The organism is Sphingomonas sp. EC-HK361, from assembly GCF_902498785.1.
Classification (GTDB): domain Bacteria; phylum Pseudomonadota; class Alphaproteobacteria; order Sphingomonadales; family Sphingomonadaceae; genus Sphingomonas.
In genome coordinates, this window is sequence record NZ_LR701493.1 from 722126 (window position 1) to 741902 (window position 19777).

Genomic DNA, 19777 nt, shown 5'->3' on the forward strand with positions numbered 1-19777 from the left:
TTTCCGTCAATCGCGAGATCGGTCGCGACAAGCGCTCAGAAGATACTACGCGGCATCCGGTAGGGGAGCATCGACTGGACGATCGGGGAGGCGAAGCGCCGTAGCGACAGCGATTCGTGGACCGCAAAGACGTCCTCGCCGAACAGCCGCGTCGCGAGCGCCGATCGCGCATAGAAGGGCGCGTCGATCCAGGTCTTTGCCACCCGCGGCACGGTTCCGGCGTCGGCGCGCGTCCGCCGATCGATCAGCCATCCGGTGCGCGGCAAGCGGACCGCATCGGGCTGAACCATGTCGTGCCAGCGCCCCGTCCGGTCGCACCGCAGCGCAAGGTCGAACGGCATCCCGTCGGCGCGGACGCCGTCATAGAGCACTGCGACATCATCCTTCAGATGCGCGCGCGACCAGTGCCAGTCACGGAAACCCGCCTCGAGCGGTTCTTCGCCGAAGTTCGAATCGAAATAGGCGTCGCCCGACCAGCGGACGCCGGGGTGCGTCATCTCGACCTCGATGCGCGCGCGCGGCGCGACCGGATGCCAGCGGTGGCGAGCGGCGGGATCGAGCAGGAAGGCGGTCGTCGCGATGATCTCCGGATAGACGCGCACCTGTCCGCGCACGCGGTAGGGCAGCGGCGCCGAAATCTCGTCGAGATCGATCGTCAGGCAGTCGCCGTTCCAGTGCACCGCGCTTGGCCCGACCGCGAAGCTGTCCGCGTCGCGCGCCACCTTGCCGCGCCCGCGCTCGGTCATCGCCCAGGCGGAGCCGCGCGGGCCGTTCAGCGCCACGTTGATCGCGCAGTGATTCTCCGGATCGCGCCGTCCGCTCAGCTTGTAATAGGGCGAGAAGACGCTGCCGATGAAGGCGATGATGGTGAGGCCGTGCGCGCCGTCTGCGCTGGTCGCGTCGACATACCACCAGGCGTAACCGTCCGGCTCCACCACGACGTCGAAGCGCGGTCCCTGAGCAGGCACGCGGCGGCTAGCCGGCCGGAAAGCGCGGCCATCGGCAGGCCGGCGCCGGGGTGGGTGCTCCCGCCCGCGCAGTAGAGCCCAGGGATCCGCGTCCGGCTGCCCTGGCGCAGGAAGGACGCCGCCCACCCGTGCGAGGCCCGTCCATAAAGGGCTCCACCCGTCGAGGGGAACGCCCGCTCGAAATCGTGCGGCGTCGTGAGCATCGTCGGCGCCGCCGGATCGACCGAAAGACCCGCCCGCAAAAGCTGGCCGCGCATCGCTTGCTCGCATCGATCGATCTCCGCTTGGGGCAGGGGCGCGCCATCGCCGGTGGCGGGCGCGTTGACGAGAATCTGGAGACGTTCGGCGCCGCACGGCGCGCGCCCGTCCGCGTCGTCGCGGTCCTGCGCGCAGACATAGACGGTCGGCTCGGCAGCCAAGCGCTGGCGAGAGAGCGCGGCGAACTCGGCGGGATAATCGCGCGAAAAGAAGACGTTGTGGCGCACCAGCGGGAAGCCGTCCGTCCGTGCCTTCGCCAGCCACACCACCGCGCTAAGCGAGCGCTGCCCGGCTTTGGGCGCACGCGTCGCGCGAACGCCGAGCCTGCCGTCGCCGAGCGCCGCGGGGTCCGCGTTGCAGATCACCGCATCGGCGCGAATCCGCTCGCCGGACACCAGCTCCACCCCCGCCGTCCGCCCGCGCTCGACCAGGATCCGCGCGACGGGTGCGGTGTAGCGGTAACGCGCGCCGCCACGCCGGCCGAGCGCTTCCACCGCACCCGCGAGCGCCTGCATGCCGCCGTCGATCAGCCACACGCCCGATGCCTCGGCATGGGCGATCAGCATGAGGGTCGCTGGCGCCTTGAACGGCGACGACCCGCAATAGGTCGCATAGCGTCCGAACAACTGCCGCAATCGCGGATCGGTGAAGTAGCCGCCGAGCGCCCGCCACATCGACGTGTAAGGGCGCAGCGAGCAATAATCGCGAAAGCCGGCAGCGCCCATCCGCCAGCCGAGCGTCAGCGGATCGGCTTTCGTATCGTGGAGGAAGGGGCGGTCGAGTGCCTCGAACAGCCGCTTCGCCTCGGCGCGAAAGGCGCGGTAGCCACGCGCATCGCCAGCGCCGGCGAAATCGCCGATCGCGGCCTCGCTCGCGCGAGCGTCGGCAAACAGATCGAGCCGCGCCGCACCCCAGGCATGGCGCACGAGCGTCGCCGCCGGCCTCGCGGAAAGGTGATCGGCAAGGCTTGCGTCGCACGCGTCGAAAATCTCCTCGAACACCGATCGCAGCGTGAAGACCGTCGGCCCGGCGTCGATCGCCGCGCCGTCCACGTCGATTGTCCTCAGCTTTCCGCCCGGCGCGGCCGCCGCCTCGACGACAGTGACGTCGCAGCCGCGCGCAGCGAGCAGCGCGGCCGACACCAGTCCGCCGATTCCCGCCCCGATGATGATGACGCGATCGCTGGGCACCCATCTCTCCGTTGACGGCGATGCTAACACCTGTCCAAAGTCTTGGACATATGGTTTGTCCATGACTCTCGACGGATGGCGCGCGCGGTGGCTGGCGTTGCGCAATCGCGTGCTGGCCAGCCCGGCGTTCCAGCGCGGCGCGGCGCGTTTCCCGCTGACCCGCCCGATCGCAAGGCGCAGGGCGAGGGCTTTGTTCGAACTGGTCGCCGGCTTCACCTATTCGCAGACGCTGTTCGCGTGCGTCACGACCGGGCTCATCGATGCCTTGGCGAATCGGCCGCTCGCGACGAACGAGGTCGCGGCACGCACCGGTTTGCCCGAACCCGGCGCCGACCGGCTGCTGAAGGCGGCCACCGCGATCGGCGTGGTCGAAAGGGTCGGCGACCGCTGGACGCTCGGCAAGCATGGCGCCGCGCTGCGCGGCAATCCGGGCATCGCCGCGATGGTCGCGCACCATGCCGCGCTCTACACCGATCTCGCCGACCCGGTGGCGCTGCTGCAACGCGGCGGCGGGGGCGGCGCGCTGTCACGCTACTGGTCCTACGCCGAGTCGCCCGGCGCCGGCGGCGCAGCGGAGGTCGCCGCCTATTCGCGGCTCATGGCGGCATCGCTGCCGATGGTCGCGGAGCAGGCGCTCGCCGCCTATCCCTTTGCCAGACACCGGCGCCTGCTCGACGTTGGGGGCGGCGAGGGGGCGTTCGTGGCGGCGATCGGCGCGCGGGTGCCGCGATTGTCGCTGGCGCTGTTCGATCTGCCCGCGGTCGCCGCGCGAGCACGCGAGTCGCTCGCCGCCGCCGGTCTGACCGACCGTGCGGTCATCCATGAGGGCGATTTCACGCGCGACTCGATCCCGCAGGGATTCGATCTGATCTCGCTCGTCCGCATTCTTCACGATCATGACGACGAAGTCGCGAACGCCCTCCTGCTTCGCATCCGCGAGGCGCTGCCGCCGGGCGGGCGGTTGCTGATCGTCGAGCCGATGGCGCAGACCCCGGGCGCCGGGCCGGCGGGCGATGCTTATTTCGGGTTCTATCTGCTTGCGATGGGATCGGGCCGGCCGCGCACGCCGCGCGAGATCATATCGATGCTGCATGGAGCGGGATTTCGCTCAGGTAGGCCGATTGCAACGGATCTGCCGCTGATTGCGCGGGTCATCGTCGCCGAACGCTAACAAGCGTCTAACCCATTTGACATTCAAAAGTGTCCATATAAGATGACAGTGTGAGGATGAGACCCGCGAAGGGCCTCTCGCGAAACCAGGAGGGCGCAATGGACGCGCTGGCGGTCATGCTGGAGGCACCGGAACGCCTTTCGCTGCGCCCGCTCGCGCTCAATCCGGTCGGCCCCGCCGATCTTGTCGTCGATGTCGCGTGGAGCGGAATCAGCTCGGGCACCGAGAAGCTTTTGTGGTCCGGCCGCATGCCGAGCTTTCCCGGCATGGGATATCCGCTCGTCCCCGGCTACGAATCGGTGGGCCGGGTCGTCGATGCGGGCGCCGACGCGCGTGGGCGGATCGGCGAGTGGGTCTTCGTGCCGGGCGCGAATTGCTATGCGACCGCACGCGGGCTTTTCGGCGGAACCGCGCAGCGCGTCGTCCTCGCGGCGGCGCGCGCGATCCCGATCGACGAGTCGCTCGGGCGCGACGGCATCCTGATGGCGCTCGCGGCGACCGCGCACCACGCGATCGCCGGTGGTCGCGTTCCCGATCTCGTCATCGGCCACGGCATATTGGGACGGCTGATCGCACGAATCGCGGTCGCGACCGGCGGCGGCGCACCGGTGGTGTGGGAAACCAACCCGGCACGGCGCGATGCATCGGGCTACGCCGTCATCGATCCGGTCGAAGACGCGCGCCGCGACTATGCCGCGATCTGCGATGCCAGCGGCGCGAGCGATATCCTCGACACCGCCTTCGGCCGACTCGGCAAGGGCGGCGAAGTCGTGCTGGCGGGGTTCTACGACCGGCTCTCCTTCGCCTTTCCATCCGCCTTCATGCGCGAGGCGCGGGTCCGTATCGCCGCGGAGTTCACCCCCGCCGACATCACCGCGGTGGTCGAGCTGATCGATATCGGGCTGCTCGAGCTGGACGGGCTGATCAGCCATGCCCGCCCCGCATCGGAGGCCGAGGACGCCTATCCGCAGGCGTTCACCGACCCCGATTGCCTCAAGATGGTCCTCGACTGGAGACAGATATGAGCATGCTCGATCCGGGACCGCTGCGCGAGGAAGCTGCGTGGGAGCCCGAGCCGGTGCCGACCGGGCCGGTGACCAAGGAAACGCAGATCATCGCGATCTACGGCAAGGGTGGGTCGGGCAAGTCCTTCGCGCTCGCGAACCTCAGCTACATGATGGCGCAGCAAGGCAAGCGCGTGCTGCTCATCGGCTGCGATCCGAAATCGGACACGACGAGCCTGTTGTTCGGCGGCAAATCGACCCCGACGATTATCGAGACGTCGTCGAAGAAGAAGCTGGCCGGCGAAGAGATCGGCATCGAGGACGTCTGCTTCCAGCGCGACGGGGTGTTCGCGATGGAGCTGGGCGGCCCCGAGGTCGGCCGCGGTTGCGGCGGGCGCGGGATCATCCACGGGTTCGAGACGCTGGAGAAACTGGGCTTCCACGAATGGGGCTTCGACTACGTGCTGCTCGATTTCCTCGGCGACGTGGTGTGCGGCGGCTTCGGCCTGCCGATCGCGCGGGACATGTGCCAGAAGGTCATCGTCGTCGCCTCCAACGACCTGCAATCGCTCTACGTCGCGAACAACGTCTGCAAGGCGGTCGAATATTTCCGCAAGATGGGCGGCAATGTCGGCGTCGCGGGGATGATCCTGAACAAGGACGACGGCACCGGCGAAGCGAATGCGTTTGCCGAGGCGGTGGGCATCCCCGTGCTGACCGCGATTCCCGCCAACGAGGACATCCGCAAGAAGAGCGCCAACTACCAGATCATCGGCAAGCCCGGCGGGCAATGGGCTTCGCTGTTCGAGGAGCTGGCGGTCAACGTGGCGGAAGCACCGCCGCTGCGGCCGACGCCGCTCGATCAGGACGGGTTGCTGAACCTGTTCAGTGCGGACGTGACCGGCGCCGATTTCGCGCTGAAGCCTGCGACCCAGGCCGACATGCGTGGCGCCGAATATGTCGCCAAGCCGAGTCTCGAAGTGGTGTATGATGCGGCCTGAGGCGCCTCTTTCTGTTGCTCCCCTCCCTGGAAGGGAGGGGTCGGGGGTGGGTAGGCCCGTGGCAAGCGCTGCCGGTGCCCATGATACCAACCCACCCCCAACCCCTCCCTTCCAGGGAGGGGAGCAAAGGAGTCGCGACCGAATCGAACTGGGCGCGACCGACGGCGCCTGCTCTTCCGGCGACACCCTGCGCGCTGCGGCGATCGAAGCGGGCAAATCCGACATCCTCGATCGCTACGCTGCCGACTATCCCAAAGGCCCGCACGACCAGCCGCAGTCGATGTGTCCTGCCTTCGGTTCGCTCCGCGTCGGCTTGCGGATGCGGCGCACCGCCACCGTGCTCTCGGGCTCGGCCTGCTGCGTCTACGGGCTGACCTTCACTTCGCATTTCTACGGCGCGCGGCGCAGCGTGGGCTATGTGCCGTTCAGCTCGGAGACGCTCGTCACCGGCAAGCTGTTCGAGGATATCAAGGAAGCGGTCGAGGGCCTCGCCGACCCCGCGCTTTACGACACGATCGTCGTGACCAATCTGTGCGTACCGACCGCGAGCGGGGTGCCGCTTCAGTTGCTGCCGAATGAAATCAACGGCGTGCGCGTCATCGGCATCGACGTTCCCGGTTTCGGTGTGCCGACCCATGCCGAGGCAAAGGACGTGCTCGCCGGCGCGATGCTCGCCTATGCGCGCGGCGAGGCCGAGACAGGCCCGGTCGCCGCACCGCAGCTCCGGCCCGATCGGCCGACGGTCACGCTGCTGGGCGAGATGTTCCCCGCCGACCCGCCGGGCATCGGCCTGATGCTGGAGCCGCTCGGGCTCGCGGCCGGCCCGGTCGTCCCGACCCGCGAATGGCGCGAGCTTTACGCCGCGCTCGACTGCGCGGTCGTGGGGGCGATCCATCCTTTTTACACCGCCAGCGTCCGCGAATTCGAGGCGGCGGGGCGGCAAATCGTGGGTTCGGCGCCGGTCGGCGCGGACGGGACGGCGGCGTGGCTCGACGCGATCGGGGCGGCATGCGGTATCGCTCAGGACAAGGTGGATGTGGCCAAGAACCGCTTCATCCCCGCGATACGCGGCGCGCTCGCCGCCAAACCCGTGAAGGGGCGGATTACCATCTCGGGCTATGAAGGCTCCGAACTGCTCGTCGCGCGCCTGCTGATCGAGAGCGGCGCCGACGTGCCCTATGTCGGCACGGCCTGCCCGCGCACGCGCTGGTCGGACGCCGACCGCGAGTGGCTGGAGGCCAAGGGGTGCCGCGTTCAGTACCGTGCCAGTCTGGAGCAGGATCTGGCGGCGGTCGCGGAGTTCGGCCCCGACCTCGCGATCGGCACGACCCCGGTCGTCCAGCACGCCAAGGCAAAGGGTATCCCGGCGCTGTATTTCACCAACCTCATCTCGGCGCGGCCGCTGATGGGGCCGGCGGGGGCGGGGAGCCTCGTGATGGTGGTCAACGCCGCGATGGCCAACAAGGACCGCTTCGACCGGATGACCGCGTTCTTCGAAGGCGTCGGCCGCGAGGACAGCGCCGGCGTGTGGGAAGAGACGCCGGTCGCGCGTCCGGAATTCAAGGCCAAGTTCGCTGCAAAGCGCATCGCTGCTGCGAAAGCGGAAGAGGCGGTGGGCGTATGACTCTTCTTCCCTCCGCGTCTCCGCGCCTCCGGGTGAGAATCATCTGTTCACGCGGAGGCGCGGAGACGCGGAGAAGAAAGATGTCTGCCGCTGGCGCGGCGGGGGTCGCGTCATGACCCTCGTCATCGATCACGATCGCGCGGGCGGCTATTGGGGCGCGGTCTACGCCTTTACCGCGATCAAGGGGCTGCAGGTCATCATCGACGGACCCGTGGGGTGCGAGAACCTGCCGGTCACCTCGGTGCTGCATTATACCGACGCCTTGCCGCCGCATGAGCTGCCGATCGTCGTCACCGGGCTTGGCGAGCAGGAACTCGGCCGCGACGGGACCGAGGGCGCGATGAAGCGCGCATGGAAGACGCTTGATCCCGATCTGCCCGCAGTCGTCGTGACCGGGTCGATCGCCGAGATGATCGGCGGCGGGGTGACGCCCGAGGGCACCAACATCGTCCGCTTCCTGCCGCGCACAATCGACGAGGATCAGTGGCAGTCGGCCGACCGCGCGCTGACATGGCTATGGACGCAGTTCGGGCCGAAGAAGGTTCTCGCGCCCAAGCCGCTAAAGGATGGGCAGAAGCCGAAGGTCAACATCATCGGGCCGATGTACGGGACGTTCAACTGCCCTTCGGACCTGCACGAGATCCGCCGCCTGATCGAGGGGATCGGCGCCGAAGTGAACATGGCGTTCCCGCTGGGCGCGCATCTCGCCGATGTCCGCAAGCTCGCCGACGCGAGCGTCAACGTCTGCCTGTACCGCGAGTTCGGACGCGGGCTGTGCGAGACCCTGGAGCGGCCGTATTTGCAGGCGCCGATCGGACTCGAGAGCACGACGCTGTTCCTGCGCAAGCTGGGCGAGCTGACCGGGCTCGATCCCGAGCCGTTCATCGAGCGCGAGAAGCACACGACGATCAAGCCGCTCTGGGATCTGTGGCGGTCGGTGACGCAGGACTTTTTCGGCACCGCAAGCTTCGGCATCGTCGCGACCGAAACCTATGCCCGCGGCGTGCGGCATTTTCTCGAAGACGATATGGGGCTGCCCTGCACGTTCGCCTTCCAGCGGACGGCAGGGATTAAGCCCGACAACCAGGCGATCCGCGATGCGATCCGCGCAACGCCACCGCTCGTCCTGTTCGGCAGTTTCAACGAGCGGATGTACATGGCCGAAGCCGGCGGGCGCGGCGTGTATGTGCCCGCAAGCTTCCCCGGCGCGGTGATCCGCCGCCACACCGGCACGCCGTTCATGGGCTATGCCGGCGCGACCTATCTCGTCCAGGAGGTGTGCAACGCGCTGTTCGACGCGCTCTTCCACATCCTGCCGCTCGCCGGCCAGCTCGACGCGGTCGAGGCGACGCCGGCGCGGCCAGAATCGACCGGCCAGCGCGCGATCGCGTGGGAGGACGCCGCCAAGTCCGAGCTCGACGCAGTCGTCGAGCGCGAGCCGGTGCTCGTGCGCATTTCCGCCGCCAAGCGCATCCGCGATGCCGCCGAGCGCGGCGCGCGCCGCGCCGGCGAGCCCGCCGTCACGGCCGAGCGCCTGGCGCTCGCGATAGCAGAAAGTCGCGTGGCATGACCGCGCACAACAAATCCCCGCCGGCACGGTGCCTGCGTGGATGCCGCCAGGGAGCGCGTTCCACGCTCCTGTCCTCTTCGAAGACCATGGAGACGGAGAAATGAGCGATCTCAGAGACAGAGACGAAAGGATGGGGCCGGGCACGTACCTGACCCCGGAAGAAGCCAAGGAATTCCACAAGCTGTTCATGATGAGCTTCATCATCTTCACGGTTGTGGCGATCATCGCGCACTTCCTCGCGTGGCAATGGCGGCCGTGGCTGCCGGGTCCGCAGGGCTATGCGATGGTCGAACACGGGCTGAACGTGGCGCAGGCCGCGCTCGGCACCCTCAAGGCATAGGAGGACGGGACCATGTGGCGCATGTGGATGATCTTCGATCCGCGCAGGACGCTGATCGCACTCTTCATCTTCCTGTTCGTGCTGGCATTGCTGATTCACTTCATCCTGCTCAGCACCGACCGGTTCAACTGGCTCGACGGCCCGAAAACGGCGCCTGCCGCCGTGACGGCCCCGGCCCCCGCACCGGCATCATAGCGGGCGCGTCCGGGCGGGTAGCGGCGGGTCCACATCCGCCGCCGCCCGTCCGCCCACGCGGACAATCCTGACGCAGACCTGCCGGATAACCGGGGGCGGAGACATGTCATGGCGCTGCTGAGCTTCGAGCGAAAATACCGGGTCCGGGGGGGCACGCTGATCGGCGGCGACCTCTTCGATTTCTGGGTCGGGCCCTTCTATGTAGGCTTCTTCGGGGTGACGACCGCGCTGTTCGCGGCGCTGGGCACGGCGCTCATTTTCTACGCGGCATCGCTGGGGCCGACGTGGAACCCGTGGCTCATCAGCATTGCGCCGCCCGACATCAGCTACGGCCTAGCACTGGCGCCGCTCAGGGAAGGCGGCTTCTGGCAGATCATCACGATCTGCGCGATCGGCGCGTTCGTATCCTGGGCACTCCGGCAAGTGGAAATTTCCCGAAAGCTCGGCATGGGCTATCATGTGCCGTTCGCGTTCAGCGTGGCCATCTTCGCCTATATCTCGCTCGTCGTGATCCGCCCGATGATGCTCGGTGCCTGGGGGTTCGGCTTCCCCTACGGCATCTTCAGCCATCTCGATTGGGTGTCGAACACCGGCTATCAATACCTCCATTTCCACTACAATCCCGCGCACATGCTGGCGGTGAGCTTCTTCTTCACGACCACGCTCGCGCTCGCGCTCCACGGCGCGCTGATCCTCTCCGCGGTCAACCCGCCCGCCAATCGCGACGGCAGTCCCGGCGAGGTGAAGTCGCCCGAATATGAAGACGCGTTCTTCCGCGACACGATCGGCTATTCGATCGGCACGCTCGGCATTCACCGGCTCGGGCTGTTCCTGGCCTTGAGCGCCGGCTTCTGGAGCGCGGTCTGCATCATCATCTCCGGGCCTTTGTGGTCACGCGGCTGGCCCGAGTGGTGGACGTGGTGGCTCAACCTGCCGATCTGGCGCTGAGGAGGGGGCGATGGCACGCTATCAGAACATCTTCACGCAGGTACAGCTCAGGAGCGTCCCCGAACTCGGGCCGCCGATGCACGACGCGACCTTCGAGCGGACCGGTCGCGGCAGCTATTCCTACTGGATCGGCAAGTTCGGCAACGCGCAGCTCGGGCCGATCTATCTCGGCCGGCTCGGCATCGCCTCGATCATCTTCTTCTTCCTGGCGTTCGAGATCACCGGGCTGAACATGATGGCCTCGGTCAACTGGAACCCGATCCAGTTCGTCCGCCAGCTGCCCTGGCTCGCACTCGAGCCGCCGGGACCGGAATGGGGGTTCACGCTCTTCGTGCCGCTGGCGCAAGGCGGGTGGTGGCAGATCGCGGGTTTCTGCATGACGACGAGCGTGATCCTGTGGTGGGCGCGCACCTATGCCCGCGCCCGCGCGCTCGGCATGGGGACGCATGTCGCCTGGGCGTTCGCGAGCGCGATCTGGCTGATGCTCGTTCTCGGTTTCATCCGGCCGATGTTGATGGGCAGCTGGGCGGAGAGCGTGCCGTTCGGCATCTTCCCGCACCTCGATTGGACCGCGGCCTTTTCGATCCGCTACGGCAACCTGTTCTACAATCCCTTCCACTGCCTTTCGATCGCGTTTCTCTACGGGTCGACGCTGCTGTTCGCGATGCACGGCGCGACCGTCCTCGCGACGGGGCGCTACGGAAGCGAGCGCGAGATCGAACAGATCACCGATCGCGGCACCGCGTTCGAGCGCGGGGCGCTGTTCTGGCGCTGGACGATGGGGTTCAACGCGACCGCCGAGTCGATCCACCGCTGGGCCTGGTGGTTCGCGGTGCTGACCACGCTGACCGGGGGGATCGGCATCCTGCTGACCGGCACCGTCGTCGACAACTGGTATCTCTGGGCGGTGCAGCATCACTATGCGCCGGGCTATCCGGGCACCGGTCCGCTCGATCCCGCCACGCTTGCGGGAGCAGGGCAATGATCCGCTACCAGATCGCCGCCGCGCTGACCGTCGCCGTCAGCCTTTCCGCCTGCGAACCCGGCGCCAAGAGTTCGGTGCAGACCGGCCCGCGCGGGACGGGGATGGACCAGATCGTCGATATCAGCGCGATGAAGAAGGCGTCCGCGGTCCCGGCGCCGCCCTATCCACTACCCGCGGATGGCGGCCAGACCGCCGGCGCCGCCTATCAGAACGTCAAGGTTCTGGGCGGGATCAGCAAGGACCGGTTCGATCATCTGATGGCATCGATCACCCAGTGGGTCGCGCCGCCCGAGCAGGGCTGCAACTACTGCCACAATCCGGAAAACCTCGCCTCGGACGAGAAATATACCAAGGTCGTTGCGCGCAAGATGTTGCAGATGACGCGCAACATCAACACGCGCTGGTCCAGCCACGTCCAGAACGTCGGCGTCACCTGCTATACCTGCCACCGCGGCAATGCGGTGCCCGAGTATAAATGGGCGATCGCCGGGGGCACACCCAACCCCAACTCGATCCTGGGCAACAAGCGCGGGCAGAATGCGCCCGATCCGAACGTCGCCTACGCATCGCTGCCGCACGATCCGTTCGATGCGTTTCTGAGCAGCAACGGCCCCGACAATATCCGCGTCGCGGGCAAATCCGCCTTTCCGAATGGCAAGGGCGCGTCGATCAAGGACGCGGAGGCGAGCTATGGCCTGATGATGCATCTGTCCGGTGCGCTCGGGGTCAACTGCACCTTCTGCCACAACACCCAGTCGCTTGGGTCGTGGGCGCTCAGCCGCCAGCAGCGCGCGACCGCCTATTACGGCATCCGCATGGTCCGCGATATCAACGCCGACTATATCTCGACGTTGCAGACCGTGTTCCCCGCCTATCGCAAGGGGCCGCATGGCGACCCCTACAAGGTCAATTGCATGACCTGCCACCAGGGCCAGTCGAAGCCGCTGGGCGGGGTGAGCATGCTGGCGCAGGCGCCGGGGCTGAAGGGGCCGCCGATGGCGACCGCGCAGGATGTCGGCGGTGCGGCCGGGGCCGCAGCGACACGCGCGACCTTCGATAATCCGCAGGCCGTCAACAGCGGGCAGACCCCGGTCGCGCGGCCGACGCCGGCGGCGCCACCGACCGGCCAATGACAAAGGCCACTGACGGCGTGGCGGTGATGCGGGGCTGATCGGCGCGCGGGCGCCGCGAAGGGAGGCGCCGATGCCCTATGATCTGGCGCGCAGCCATCCGCTGCGTGCGGCGCTATCGGCGGAGATGCACGTCCGGCGGCTGCCGCGCTTCGTGAGCCCCTGCCGACTGATGCAGGTCGTGACGTTGCTCGACGACGGACTCCATGCCGACCGCGCCTTCGTGACGCAGATCGGCGATGCCCGCGGCGTCACGATCGCCGATACCGCGCGCTACGCGGTGGTGCCGCTCGGCGAGGTCACGCTCGTCTGGGAGGGACATACCGAGTTCGCGACCTACACCTTCATCCGCGAAGGCGCGTTCGACGAGCCGTTCGATCCCGTGATGCTGGGCGAGGAGGTGGCGCGGATTGCGGCGGCGTTGCCCGGGAACGTCATCCGCGCGACGCAGATCGCGGTTGCATCGCGCGGAGCATCGGCGCCGGATCGCGCGGCGCTGGAGCAGATGTTCGAGGCCAAGGCACTGATCGTCTGCGACGTCGCCGACGGCCGCGCGCAGATCGCGTCCGATTTCACCCTGCATGATGACGGCTTCGGGCGCTTGCTGGTGCTCGATCGCGGGCTGGAGGGGGACGAGACGGGGCAGCTCGTCGTGCGGCTTCAGGAGCTTGGCAACTACCGCAACATGGCGCTCCTCGGGCTGCCGGTCGCGCAAGGGCTGACGGCGGAGGTTTCCGCACTGGAACAGCGGTTGTCCGTCCTGACCCACAAGGTGTCCGAACGCTCGTCGAGCGACGACGTGCTGCTCGACGAGCTGACGTTCGTGTCGGCCGAACTCGCCCGGCTGGCGGCGACGACGCGCTATCGGATGAGCGCGACCCGTGCCTATGCCGATCTCAGCCTTGAGCGGCTGAAGAGCCTCGCGATCGCACCGGTCCGCGGCTATCAGACGCTCGCCGATTTCACCGAACGACGGCTGGTGCCGGCGGTCAGGACGTGCGAATCCTTTGTCGGGCGGCTGGATGACCTGTCGCAGCGCGCGGCCTGGACGAGCGAGCTGCTGCGCACCCGCATCGATATCGCGCTCGCGCTCCAGAACCGTGACCTCCTCGCCTCGGTCGACAAGCGTGCGCAGATCCAGCTTCGGCTGCAACAGACGGTGGAGGGGCTGTCGGTCGTCGCGATCAGCTATTACCTCGTCGCGCTGATCGGTTACGTGGTGGGGGTGATGCCGGACGTCGATCACCGCATCGCGACTGCCGTTTCGGTGCCGATCGTGCTGACGCTGGTATGGCTCGCCGTGCGCCGCATCCACCGCGGTCTGATTGATTAGGGGGGGATGAAGCGGAATTGAATCGCAGGACGAAGGGAAGCTGCTCCATGAGCCACCCCGAACACGCGCCCTCTGTCCTACAGCCCGGCTTTTGGGCGATAACCGTGATCGCTCTTTCAAACCGTCGATACCGGCTGTCCTACAGCCGCACCTTTGTGCAACGCGCGGGCGCGCCCGCACCCGCGCCTAGGTGTCAACCGTGTAAACCTGCGGTGATTTTTGCCAGCGATACCGGGTGATAGCGAACGGCGTCGGCTTGTGCGAACCGGCGCGCGATCCGTCATGTTTCCCGCGAACGGCGCCGCTGCGCCAATGACAAAAGAGAACTCGCTCAGCCCGAAGTAGCTTGGGTAGGATTGCGTCGATAAGGCAGCTTACGCCCCATCTCTTGCCGTTCCCCATCACGATCCCGCTTTCCGATTGCAGACGGTCGTTCAGCAAGGCAGTTTGAAGCAGTGAGGATCGCTCGGCCCCTAATGACCCGCATCGTTCTATGGTGCCTTGCCTACCTCTGGACGGCTTCCGCTGCGCTCGCCATCAGCTATTTCGCCGGGTGGCAGTATGACGGTGATGCGGGCTGGTGGTTGGTAACAGCCTACAGCTTTCCGGCTCTAGCTATCGCGAGCCCGCTGTTGTGGATGGCTGGTGATCCTGACCTTAGCGCGACCTATTGTATAGTCGCTTTGGCGGCTCTGACGGTGGCAGCGGCCGGTGTTATACGTCGCCCCGCCAAACAGCCTACCGGCAGCTAAGCGGTGCGACTGCCCGAAAGCGGTCGGACCGCTGCCCACCCAAAACCGGCTATTCCTACCGCGCGCGATTGCGCGGCGTCACCTCACGCCGCCATTTTCTTCCGCGCCAGCTCGCACTGCGACCAGATTTCGCTCAGCGCCTCGACGAGCTTGTCGATATCGGCGTCGGAATGCACCGGCGAGGGCGTCAGCCGCAGGCGCTCGGTGCCGACCGGGACGGTGGGGTAGTTGATCGGCTGGACGTAGATGCCGTGATGTTCGAGCAGCCAGTCGGAGATGCGTTTGCACTTGTGGGCGTCGCCGACCATCACCGGGATGATGTGGCTGGGGTTGTCGAGCGTGGGGATGCCCATCGCGTTCAGCCGCAGGCGAACCTTGGCGACCTGTTCCTTCTGCCGATCGCGCTCGACATTGCTGTTCTTCAGGTGGCGGATCGAGGCGGCGGCGCCGGCGGCGAGCGCTGGCGGCAGCGCGGTGGTGAAGATGAAGCCGCTCGCGAAGCTGCGGACGAAATCGACGAGCGCGGTGGAGGCCGCGATGTAGCCGCCCATCACCCCGTACGCCTTGCCGAGCGTGCCCTCGATCACGTCGATCCGGTCCATCAGCCCTTCGCGCTCGGCAACGCCGCCGCCGCGCGGGCCGTATAGGCCCACCGCGTGGACCTCGTCGATATAGGAGAGCGCGCCGTGCGCCTCGCAGACGTCGAGGATTTCGGCGATCGGCGCGATATCGCCGTCCATCGAATAGACGCTTTCGAACGCGACCAGCTTCGCGCGGCCGGGCGCGACTTGGGTGAGGCGGCGGTTGAGGTCTTCGGGGTCGTTATGCGCGAACCGCTGGCATTCCGCGCGGCTGTGGCGGATGCCCTCGATCATCGACGCGTGGTTGAGCGCGTCCGACATGACGACGCAATCGGGCAGTCGCGCGGCGAGGGTGGAAAGCGCCGCCCAGTTCGACACATAGCCGCTGGTGAACAGCAATGCCGCGTCCTTGTTGTGCAGGTCCGCCAGTTCGCGTTCGAGCAGGACATGCGCGTGGGTCGTGCCTGAGATGTTGCGCGTGCCGCCCGCGCCAGCGCCGCACTGGTCGAGCGCCGTGTGCATCGCGTCCAGCACGACCGGATGCTGGCCCATGCCGAGATAGTCGTTGGAGCACCACACGGTGACCTCGCCGACGCCGTCCTCGGTATGGTGCGCGGCGCGGGGGAACGCGCCGGCCTTGCGTTCCAGCTCGGCGAAGATCCGGTAGCGGCCGTCCTCGTGCAACTTCGCCAGCTCGCCTTCGAAGAACGCTTCGTAATCGGTCACCGCGCTGACGAACGTCTCATGAGCCATGACGGGCCTCCCCTCCAGAAATCGGTGCGACCTCCGTCGCGGTGTTCGATGCCCAGCGCCACATTGCCCCATCCTTCATGGGTAGCACCAGAAAAAGATGTTCGACGACGCCGAGAACCGCGAGTCCCGCGATCAGCGTCGCCGTCACGGCGCCGCCGCCGCTCGATGCCTCGGCGGTGATCCAGGACCAGGCCGCGACGCCCGACCCCAGCAGGATCGACAGCGGAAACAGCGGATTGAAAGCGCGGACCGCGAAATAGGACTTGAGATAGGCGAGGTGCGCCGGGAAGACCTCGTCGCTGAGGTTCGGCACGCCGAGGAACAGGTTGAGTTTCGCGCTCAGCCTGGCCGCGAAGAGCAGCAGGAAGGTCAGCGGCGCGGCCTGGTTGGGCTGGCCCCAGGTCAGCGCGAAGAGCACCACCGCCGTCGCGGCGAGCGCGATCTCGTGGTGGATGACGGTCGCGGTCGCGAGGCGAAAGCGGCGCCAGCCGGTGGTCCCGGCCGGCATCGGCGCGCGGTTGGGTCCGGCGACGAAGCCCATCAGGAACCCCATTTCGTGCCAGCCCCAGATGAGGATCGCTGCGGCGAACCCCATATAGGCCCCGGCGCTGCTGGCATCGTCGGCCCGCAACCAGACAGCGATCGCGGCCCCCGCAGCGACGAGGCCGGCGAGCGTGAAACTCGTCCGGAAGGTCGCGCGGGGGCGGCTGTCGAGCCAGACGACCGCAGCGGTGCCGACGAACCACATCAGCAGCGCGAAAAGGAGCGGGGGGATCGTCACCAGGCGGGGACCAGCCGGACTTGCGCGGGTGCTTCGCTCTTCTCGACCGGGGTCAGATAAAGCCGGGCGAACGCCACCGCCGCTGCCGCGACGCCGGCAATGCGCTTCAGCCCGCCGCCCACACCGCCCTGCGCCTTGCCCGCCTCGATCCGCGCCGCGGCGCGGCGCATCGCCTCGAGTCCGCTACGGAAGCGCGCGCCCTCGGTGTCGAGCGTCATCGGAAAGACCTGCCGGCTGATCGTCGAGCAGATGCGGAACACCCGCTGATCGTAGTCGGTCGGATCGATGCCCAGCGCCTGGTGGAAGGCGGGCCGGTTGTGATCGCGCACATACATCGTCGCATAGACCGCGACGAGGAAGAAGCGGACCCACAGCGCGTTGTGCCCGCTGAGCAATTTGGGGTTCGCGCGCATCAGCAGCGCGAACGCATCGCCGTGGCGGAACTCGTCGTTGCACCACAGCTCGAACCAGTCGAAGATCGGGTGGAAGCGCAGTTCCGGATGCGCCGCGAGGTGGCGGTAGATGGTGATGTAGCGCGCATAACCGATCTTCTCGCTCAGATAGGTCGCGTAGAAGATGAATTTCGGCCGGAAATAGGTATATTTCTTGGTCCGCGTCAGGAAGCCGAGATCGACGCCGATGCCCGCATCCTTCAGCGTCTCGTTGATGAAGCCGGCATGCCGGCTCTCGTCGCGGCTCATCAGCTTGAAGAGCTGGCGGATATCGGGATTGGTCACCCGCTTGGCGATCTCGGCATAGAGGATGCAGCCGGAGAATTCCGCGGTGAGCGAGCTGACGAGGAAATCGGTGAATTCCTGCCGCAAGCCATCGGGCAGGCTTTCGATGACGCCGGCAAAGGCGTCGGTCTTGCGGAAATGGCGCTTGTTGGGGTCGCTCGCCATCTCCGCGATCAGCGCGTCCCATTCGGCGCGAACGGGGGTGACGTCGAGCCGATCCATCGCCGCGAAATCGGTCGTGTAGAAGCGCGGCGAGAGCACCGTGTCTTCCTGCGCGATGGCAAGAGTGTCGGGCTTCTCGGCGACGATCGGCGTGACGGCGTTCATTTGACCCTCCCGGGGCTGAAGCTCACTTCGTAAAGCTCGGTCATCTCGAAATGACCGGCGATCTTCGTCCACAGCCGCTCGACCATGCTGGCGCGCTCAACGGTCGCGACGCGGTCGAACACGCGGCGTTCGCCGAACGGCACGTCGAACCCTGCGCCGTGGACGCGAACCTGATCGCCAGGATTGATGGCGACGCCGTCGGCCAGCTCGACATGCGCGCAGAGGAACTCGTCGCTATGCTCGATCTCGACCCGGCACGGCGTTTCGAAGCGGGTGCGGCCGATCATGGCAGCAGCTCCGCAAAGGCCTGGCGATTGGTGCCGCCGAACGCCGTCAGCTCGATGTTGCGCCCGGTCGCGGTGTCGACAAGCGAGAGTTCGCCGTCGCGCCATGCGGTGAGCGTGAAGGGCGGACGATCGCCGATCCCGCGCATCCGCCGGTCGCGCGCCAGCCCGCGCATCACCCCGCGGATGAAGCCGGTCTGCCCGCCGGGTTCGATGACCTTGGCGATGCGCCCCGTCGTCGCGTCCTGGATCACGACGGCCCCGTCGGCGCGGTCGAGGAAGCGCAGATCGCGCGACTGCACCGGCGCCACCTTCTCCTCTGCGCGCAGCAGCACCGGGGATGCGCTCGGCGCGATGTGCCCGACGCGGACGATCGTGGTGGCGGCAAGCGCGAACAGAACGAGTGCGCCGGCGATCGTCAGTGCGCCTTTGGGAAGCGTGTCGGCGGGGCCGTGTGTCATGCCGCGACCGCTTGACCATAAGCGGGCGCGGCGCCCGGTGTCTCAAGCGGTGCGATCGCGCCATCCGGATTGGCGGCAAGGCACGTGCGGGCGATCAGCGCGCCGACGCGCTCGGCATCGGGGATCGCGCGCAGCATCGGCTGCGGCACGGCGAGGTGCCACGGTCGCGCGTGCGGCCAGAGCCCCGCATAGCCGATCCGCTGCGCGCCCGCGACGTGGAGCGGCAAGTCGCCACTGCCGTCGCTGCGCACCGTCGCATCGACCGCGCCGATGACACCGAGCGGCAGGTTGATGCACTTGGGCAGCGCGATGCCGATGCGGAATACGATCCGCCGATTGGTGAGCGTGTAGATCGTCGCGCGTGCCGATGCCCAGGCGAGGACGTGGAGCAAAGCGACGCCGACAAGCCCGACACCGACCGTCGCTGCGGCGCCGAGCGTCCCGCCGCTGGCCAGCGCGGCCAGCGCGAGCACCGCGAAATACCCGGCGGTCAGCCGCGTATGAAATGCCGTCCGGGCCAGCACGCGCCAGTCGGGCGATCCCTGCCATAGGATGCGTTCGTCCTTGGGGAGCAATCCCGGCAGGCCGGGGATCGGCTCGTTGTCATATTCGGTTATCACAGGAAAGGCTCCTGCCGGGCGTCGTTGGCGTAAAGATAGCCGCCGCCGAAATAGGCCTGGACGCGGTCTTCCTCATACAAGGTGATCGTGCCGTCCGCGCCGGCGCCGGGCGCGCCCGCGAACTGATGCGCGTTCAGCGCGTCGATTATGACGCGGTCGCGCTTCACCTTGGCCATCGTCATCGGTGCGAGGACCGATCCGGGGACGCCCTCGACATCGAGTTGGAGGTAGCGGATCAGGCGATCGGCCTTGTCGATCCACAGATCGGTGACACGCCCGGCAATCTTGCCGTCGGCGCCGAAGACCGACATCCCGCGCGGATCGCGATCGCGATTGGCGATCCAGAAGTCGCCCGCGGCGCTGATCGGGACGATGCGGGGTTTGCCCTCCCAATCGAGATCGGGGTGCTTGGCGCGGTCCGCCCAGGCGGCGGGGCCGATGCCGTCGGCAAGCGGGTTGCCGGTGGGGACGAGCGGCGCGCCGGGGAAGCGATCGGTGCGCCGGGCGGCGATATCGACCGGCTCGCGGCCCTTGGTCGGCGCGGTCACCGAACCCCGGCCGAAGGGCAGGTAAAAGGTCTTGGTCGATGCGGTGTGGAGCGCGCCGCCGACGCTGTCGATCCGTCCGGTGACGGTGTCCTCGAGCGGATAGCCCTCGCGCCGGTCCTCGCGGCGGAGGTAGAAGACGAGGCAGATGAAGAACAGGACGAACGCCCAGAAGACCAGCAGGGCCACATCGATGCTTTGGGTGATTTGGACGTGCAT

20 protein-coding genes are annotated in these 19777 nt (G+C 67.4%); 11 read left to right on the forward strand and 9 right to left on the reverse strand.

What is annotated here, in order from left to right:
* Positions 1-35: 35 nt before the first annotated feature.
* Positions 36-935: a hydratase gene (locus BOS5A_RS04860; protein WP_325058531.1), complete on the reverse strand. Its 900-nt coding sequence runs from the start codon at positions 933-935 to the stop codon at positions 36-38.
* Entirely contained in the window at positions 821-2416 is a 1596-nt protein-coding gene (crtD, locus tag BOS5A_RS04865) for a 1-hydroxycarotenoid 3,4-desaturase CrtD (RefSeq protein ID WP_234419207.1), read from the reverse strand. Before crtD ends, BOS5A_RS04860 begins: the two co-directional genes overlap by 115 nt.
* A 61-nt stretch (positions 2417-2477) precedes the next feature.
* On the opposite strand from crtD, the gene BOS5A_RS04870 reads away from it, so the two are divergent.
* The 11 genes from BOS5A_RS04870 (at position 2478) to BOS5A_RS04920 (ending at position 13717) form a co-directional block, all read left to right on the forward strand.
* Complete coding sequence (locus BOS5A_RS04870) at positions 2478-3587, forward strand: methyltransferase (RefSeq protein WP_151954054.1); 1110 nt, start codon at positions 2478-2480, stop codon at positions 3585-3587.
* A gap of 98 nt (positions 3588-3685) precedes the next feature.
* Entirely contained in the window at positions 3686-4612 is a 927-nt protein-coding gene (bchC, locus tag BOS5A_RS04875; RefSeq protein ID WP_151954055.1) for a chlorophyll synthesis pathway protein BchC, read from the forward strand.
* Positions 4609-5592: a chlorophyllide a reductase iron protein subunit X gene (locus tag BOS5A_RS04880; RefSeq protein WP_151954056.1), complete on the forward strand. Its 984-nt coding sequence runs from the start codon at positions 4609-4611 to the stop codon at positions 5590-5592. Before bchC ends, BOS5A_RS04880 begins: the two co-directional genes overlap by 4 nt.
* Before the next feature lie 142 nt (positions 5593-5734).
* Positions 5735-7216, forward strand: a complete 1482-nt coding sequence (bchY, locus tag BOS5A_RS04885) for a chlorophyllide a reductase subunit Y (RefSeq protein WP_267903827.1) — start codon at positions 5735-5737, stop codon at positions 7214-7216.
* A 112-nt stretch (positions 7217-7328) separates the two neighbouring features.
* A complete protein-coding gene (bchZ, locus tag BOS5A_RS04890) occupies positions 7329-8786 on the forward strand; it encodes a chlorophyllide a reductase subunit Z (protein ID WP_151954057.1) in 1458 nt (485 codons plus the stop codon).
* A 100-nt stretch (positions 8787-8886) separates the two neighbouring features.
* Positions 8887-9126, forward strand: a complete 240-nt coding sequence (gene pufB / locus BOS5A_RS04895) for a light-harvesting antenna LH1, beta subunit (RefSeq protein WP_151954058.1) — start codon at positions 8887-8889, stop codon at positions 9124-9126.
* 12 nt (positions 9127-9138) lie between these two features.
* The gene (gene pufA, locus BOS5A_RS04900) at positions 9139-9321 is read left to right on the forward strand and encodes a light-harvesting antenna LH1, alpha subunit (RefSeq protein ID WP_151954059.1); all 183 of its coding nucleotides are present in this window, start codon (positions 9139-9141) and stop codon (positions 9319-9321) included.
* Positions 9322-9429: 108 nt separating this feature from the next.
* A complete protein-coding gene (pufL, locus tag BOS5A_RS04905; protein ID WP_151954060.1) occupies positions 9430-10269 on the forward strand; it encodes a photosynthetic reaction center subunit L in 840 nt (279 codons plus the stop codon).
* Between the two features lie 10 nt (positions 10270-10279).
* A complete protein-coding gene (pufM, locus tag BOS5A_RS04910; protein WP_151954061.1) occupies positions 10280-11254 on the forward strand; it encodes a photosynthetic reaction center subunit M in 975 nt (324 codons plus the stop codon).
* Positions 11251-12387 (forward strand): photosynthetic reaction center cytochrome PufC, encoded by a 1137-nt coding sequence (gene pufC, locus BOS5A_RS04915; protein ID WP_151954062.1) that lies wholly within the window; start codon positions 11251-11253, stop codon positions 12385-12387. The genes pufM and pufC overlap by 4 nt, the downstream gene beginning before the upstream one ends.
* 70 nt (positions 12388-12457) lie before the next feature.
* Positions 12458-13717, forward strand: coding sequence for a DUF3422 family protein (locus BOS5A_RS04920; RefSeq protein ID WP_151954063.1), 1260 nt, complete (start codon positions 12458-12460; stop codon positions 13715-13717).
* An 835-nt stretch (positions 13718-14552) separates the two neighbouring features.
* Here BOS5A_RS04920 and hemA read toward each other — a convergent pair.
* The 7 genes from hemA to puhA are packed head-to-tail and all read right to left on the reverse strand — an operon-like array spanning position 14553 to position 19777.
* Entirely contained in the window at positions 14553-15803 is a 1251-nt protein-coding gene (gene hemA / locus BOS5A_RS04925) for a 5-aminolevulinate synthase (protein WP_151954064.1), read from the reverse strand.
* Positions 15793-16584 carry a putative photosynthetic complex assembly protein PuhE gene (gene puhE, locus BOS5A_RS04930; RefSeq protein WP_151954065.1) on the reverse strand — a complete coding sequence of 264 codons (792 nt, stop codon included), beginning with the start codon at positions 16582-16584 and terminating at the stop codon, positions 15793-15795. The genes hemA and puhE overlap by 11 nt, the downstream gene beginning before the upstream one ends.
* Positions 16581-17648: a magnesium-protoporphyrin IX monomethyl ester (oxidative) cyclase gene (gene acsF, locus BOS5A_RS04935; RefSeq protein WP_151954066.1), complete on the reverse strand. Its 1068-nt coding sequence runs from the start codon at positions 17646-17648 to the stop codon at positions 16581-16583. Before acsF ends, puhE begins: the two co-directional genes overlap by 4 nt.
* Positions 17645-17935: a hypothetical protein gene (locus BOS5A_RS04940; protein ID WP_151954067.1), complete on the reverse strand. Its 291-nt coding sequence runs from the start codon at positions 17933-17935 to the stop codon at positions 17645-17647. Before BOS5A_RS04940 ends, acsF begins: the two co-directional genes overlap by 4 nt.
* Positions 17932-18393 (reverse strand): photosynthetic complex assembly protein PuhC, encoded by a 462-nt coding sequence (gene puhC / locus BOS5A_RS04945; protein WP_151954068.1) that lies wholly within the window; start codon positions 18391-18393, stop codon positions 17932-17934. Before puhC ends, BOS5A_RS04940 begins: the two co-directional genes overlap by 4 nt.
* Positions 18390-19013: a photosynthetic complex putative assembly protein PuhB gene (gene puhB, locus BOS5A_RS04950; RefSeq protein ID WP_234419208.1), complete on the reverse strand. Its 624-nt coding sequence runs from the start codon at positions 19011-19013 to the stop codon at positions 18390-18392. Before puhB ends, puhC begins: the two co-directional genes overlap by 4 nt.
* Positions 19010-19777: a photosynthetic reaction center subunit H gene (gene puhA, locus BOS5A_RS04955; RefSeq protein ID WP_151954069.1), complete on the reverse strand. Its 768-nt coding sequence runs from the start codon at positions 19775-19777 to the stop codon at positions 19010-19012. The genes puhB and puhA overlap by 4 nt, the downstream gene beginning before the upstream one ends.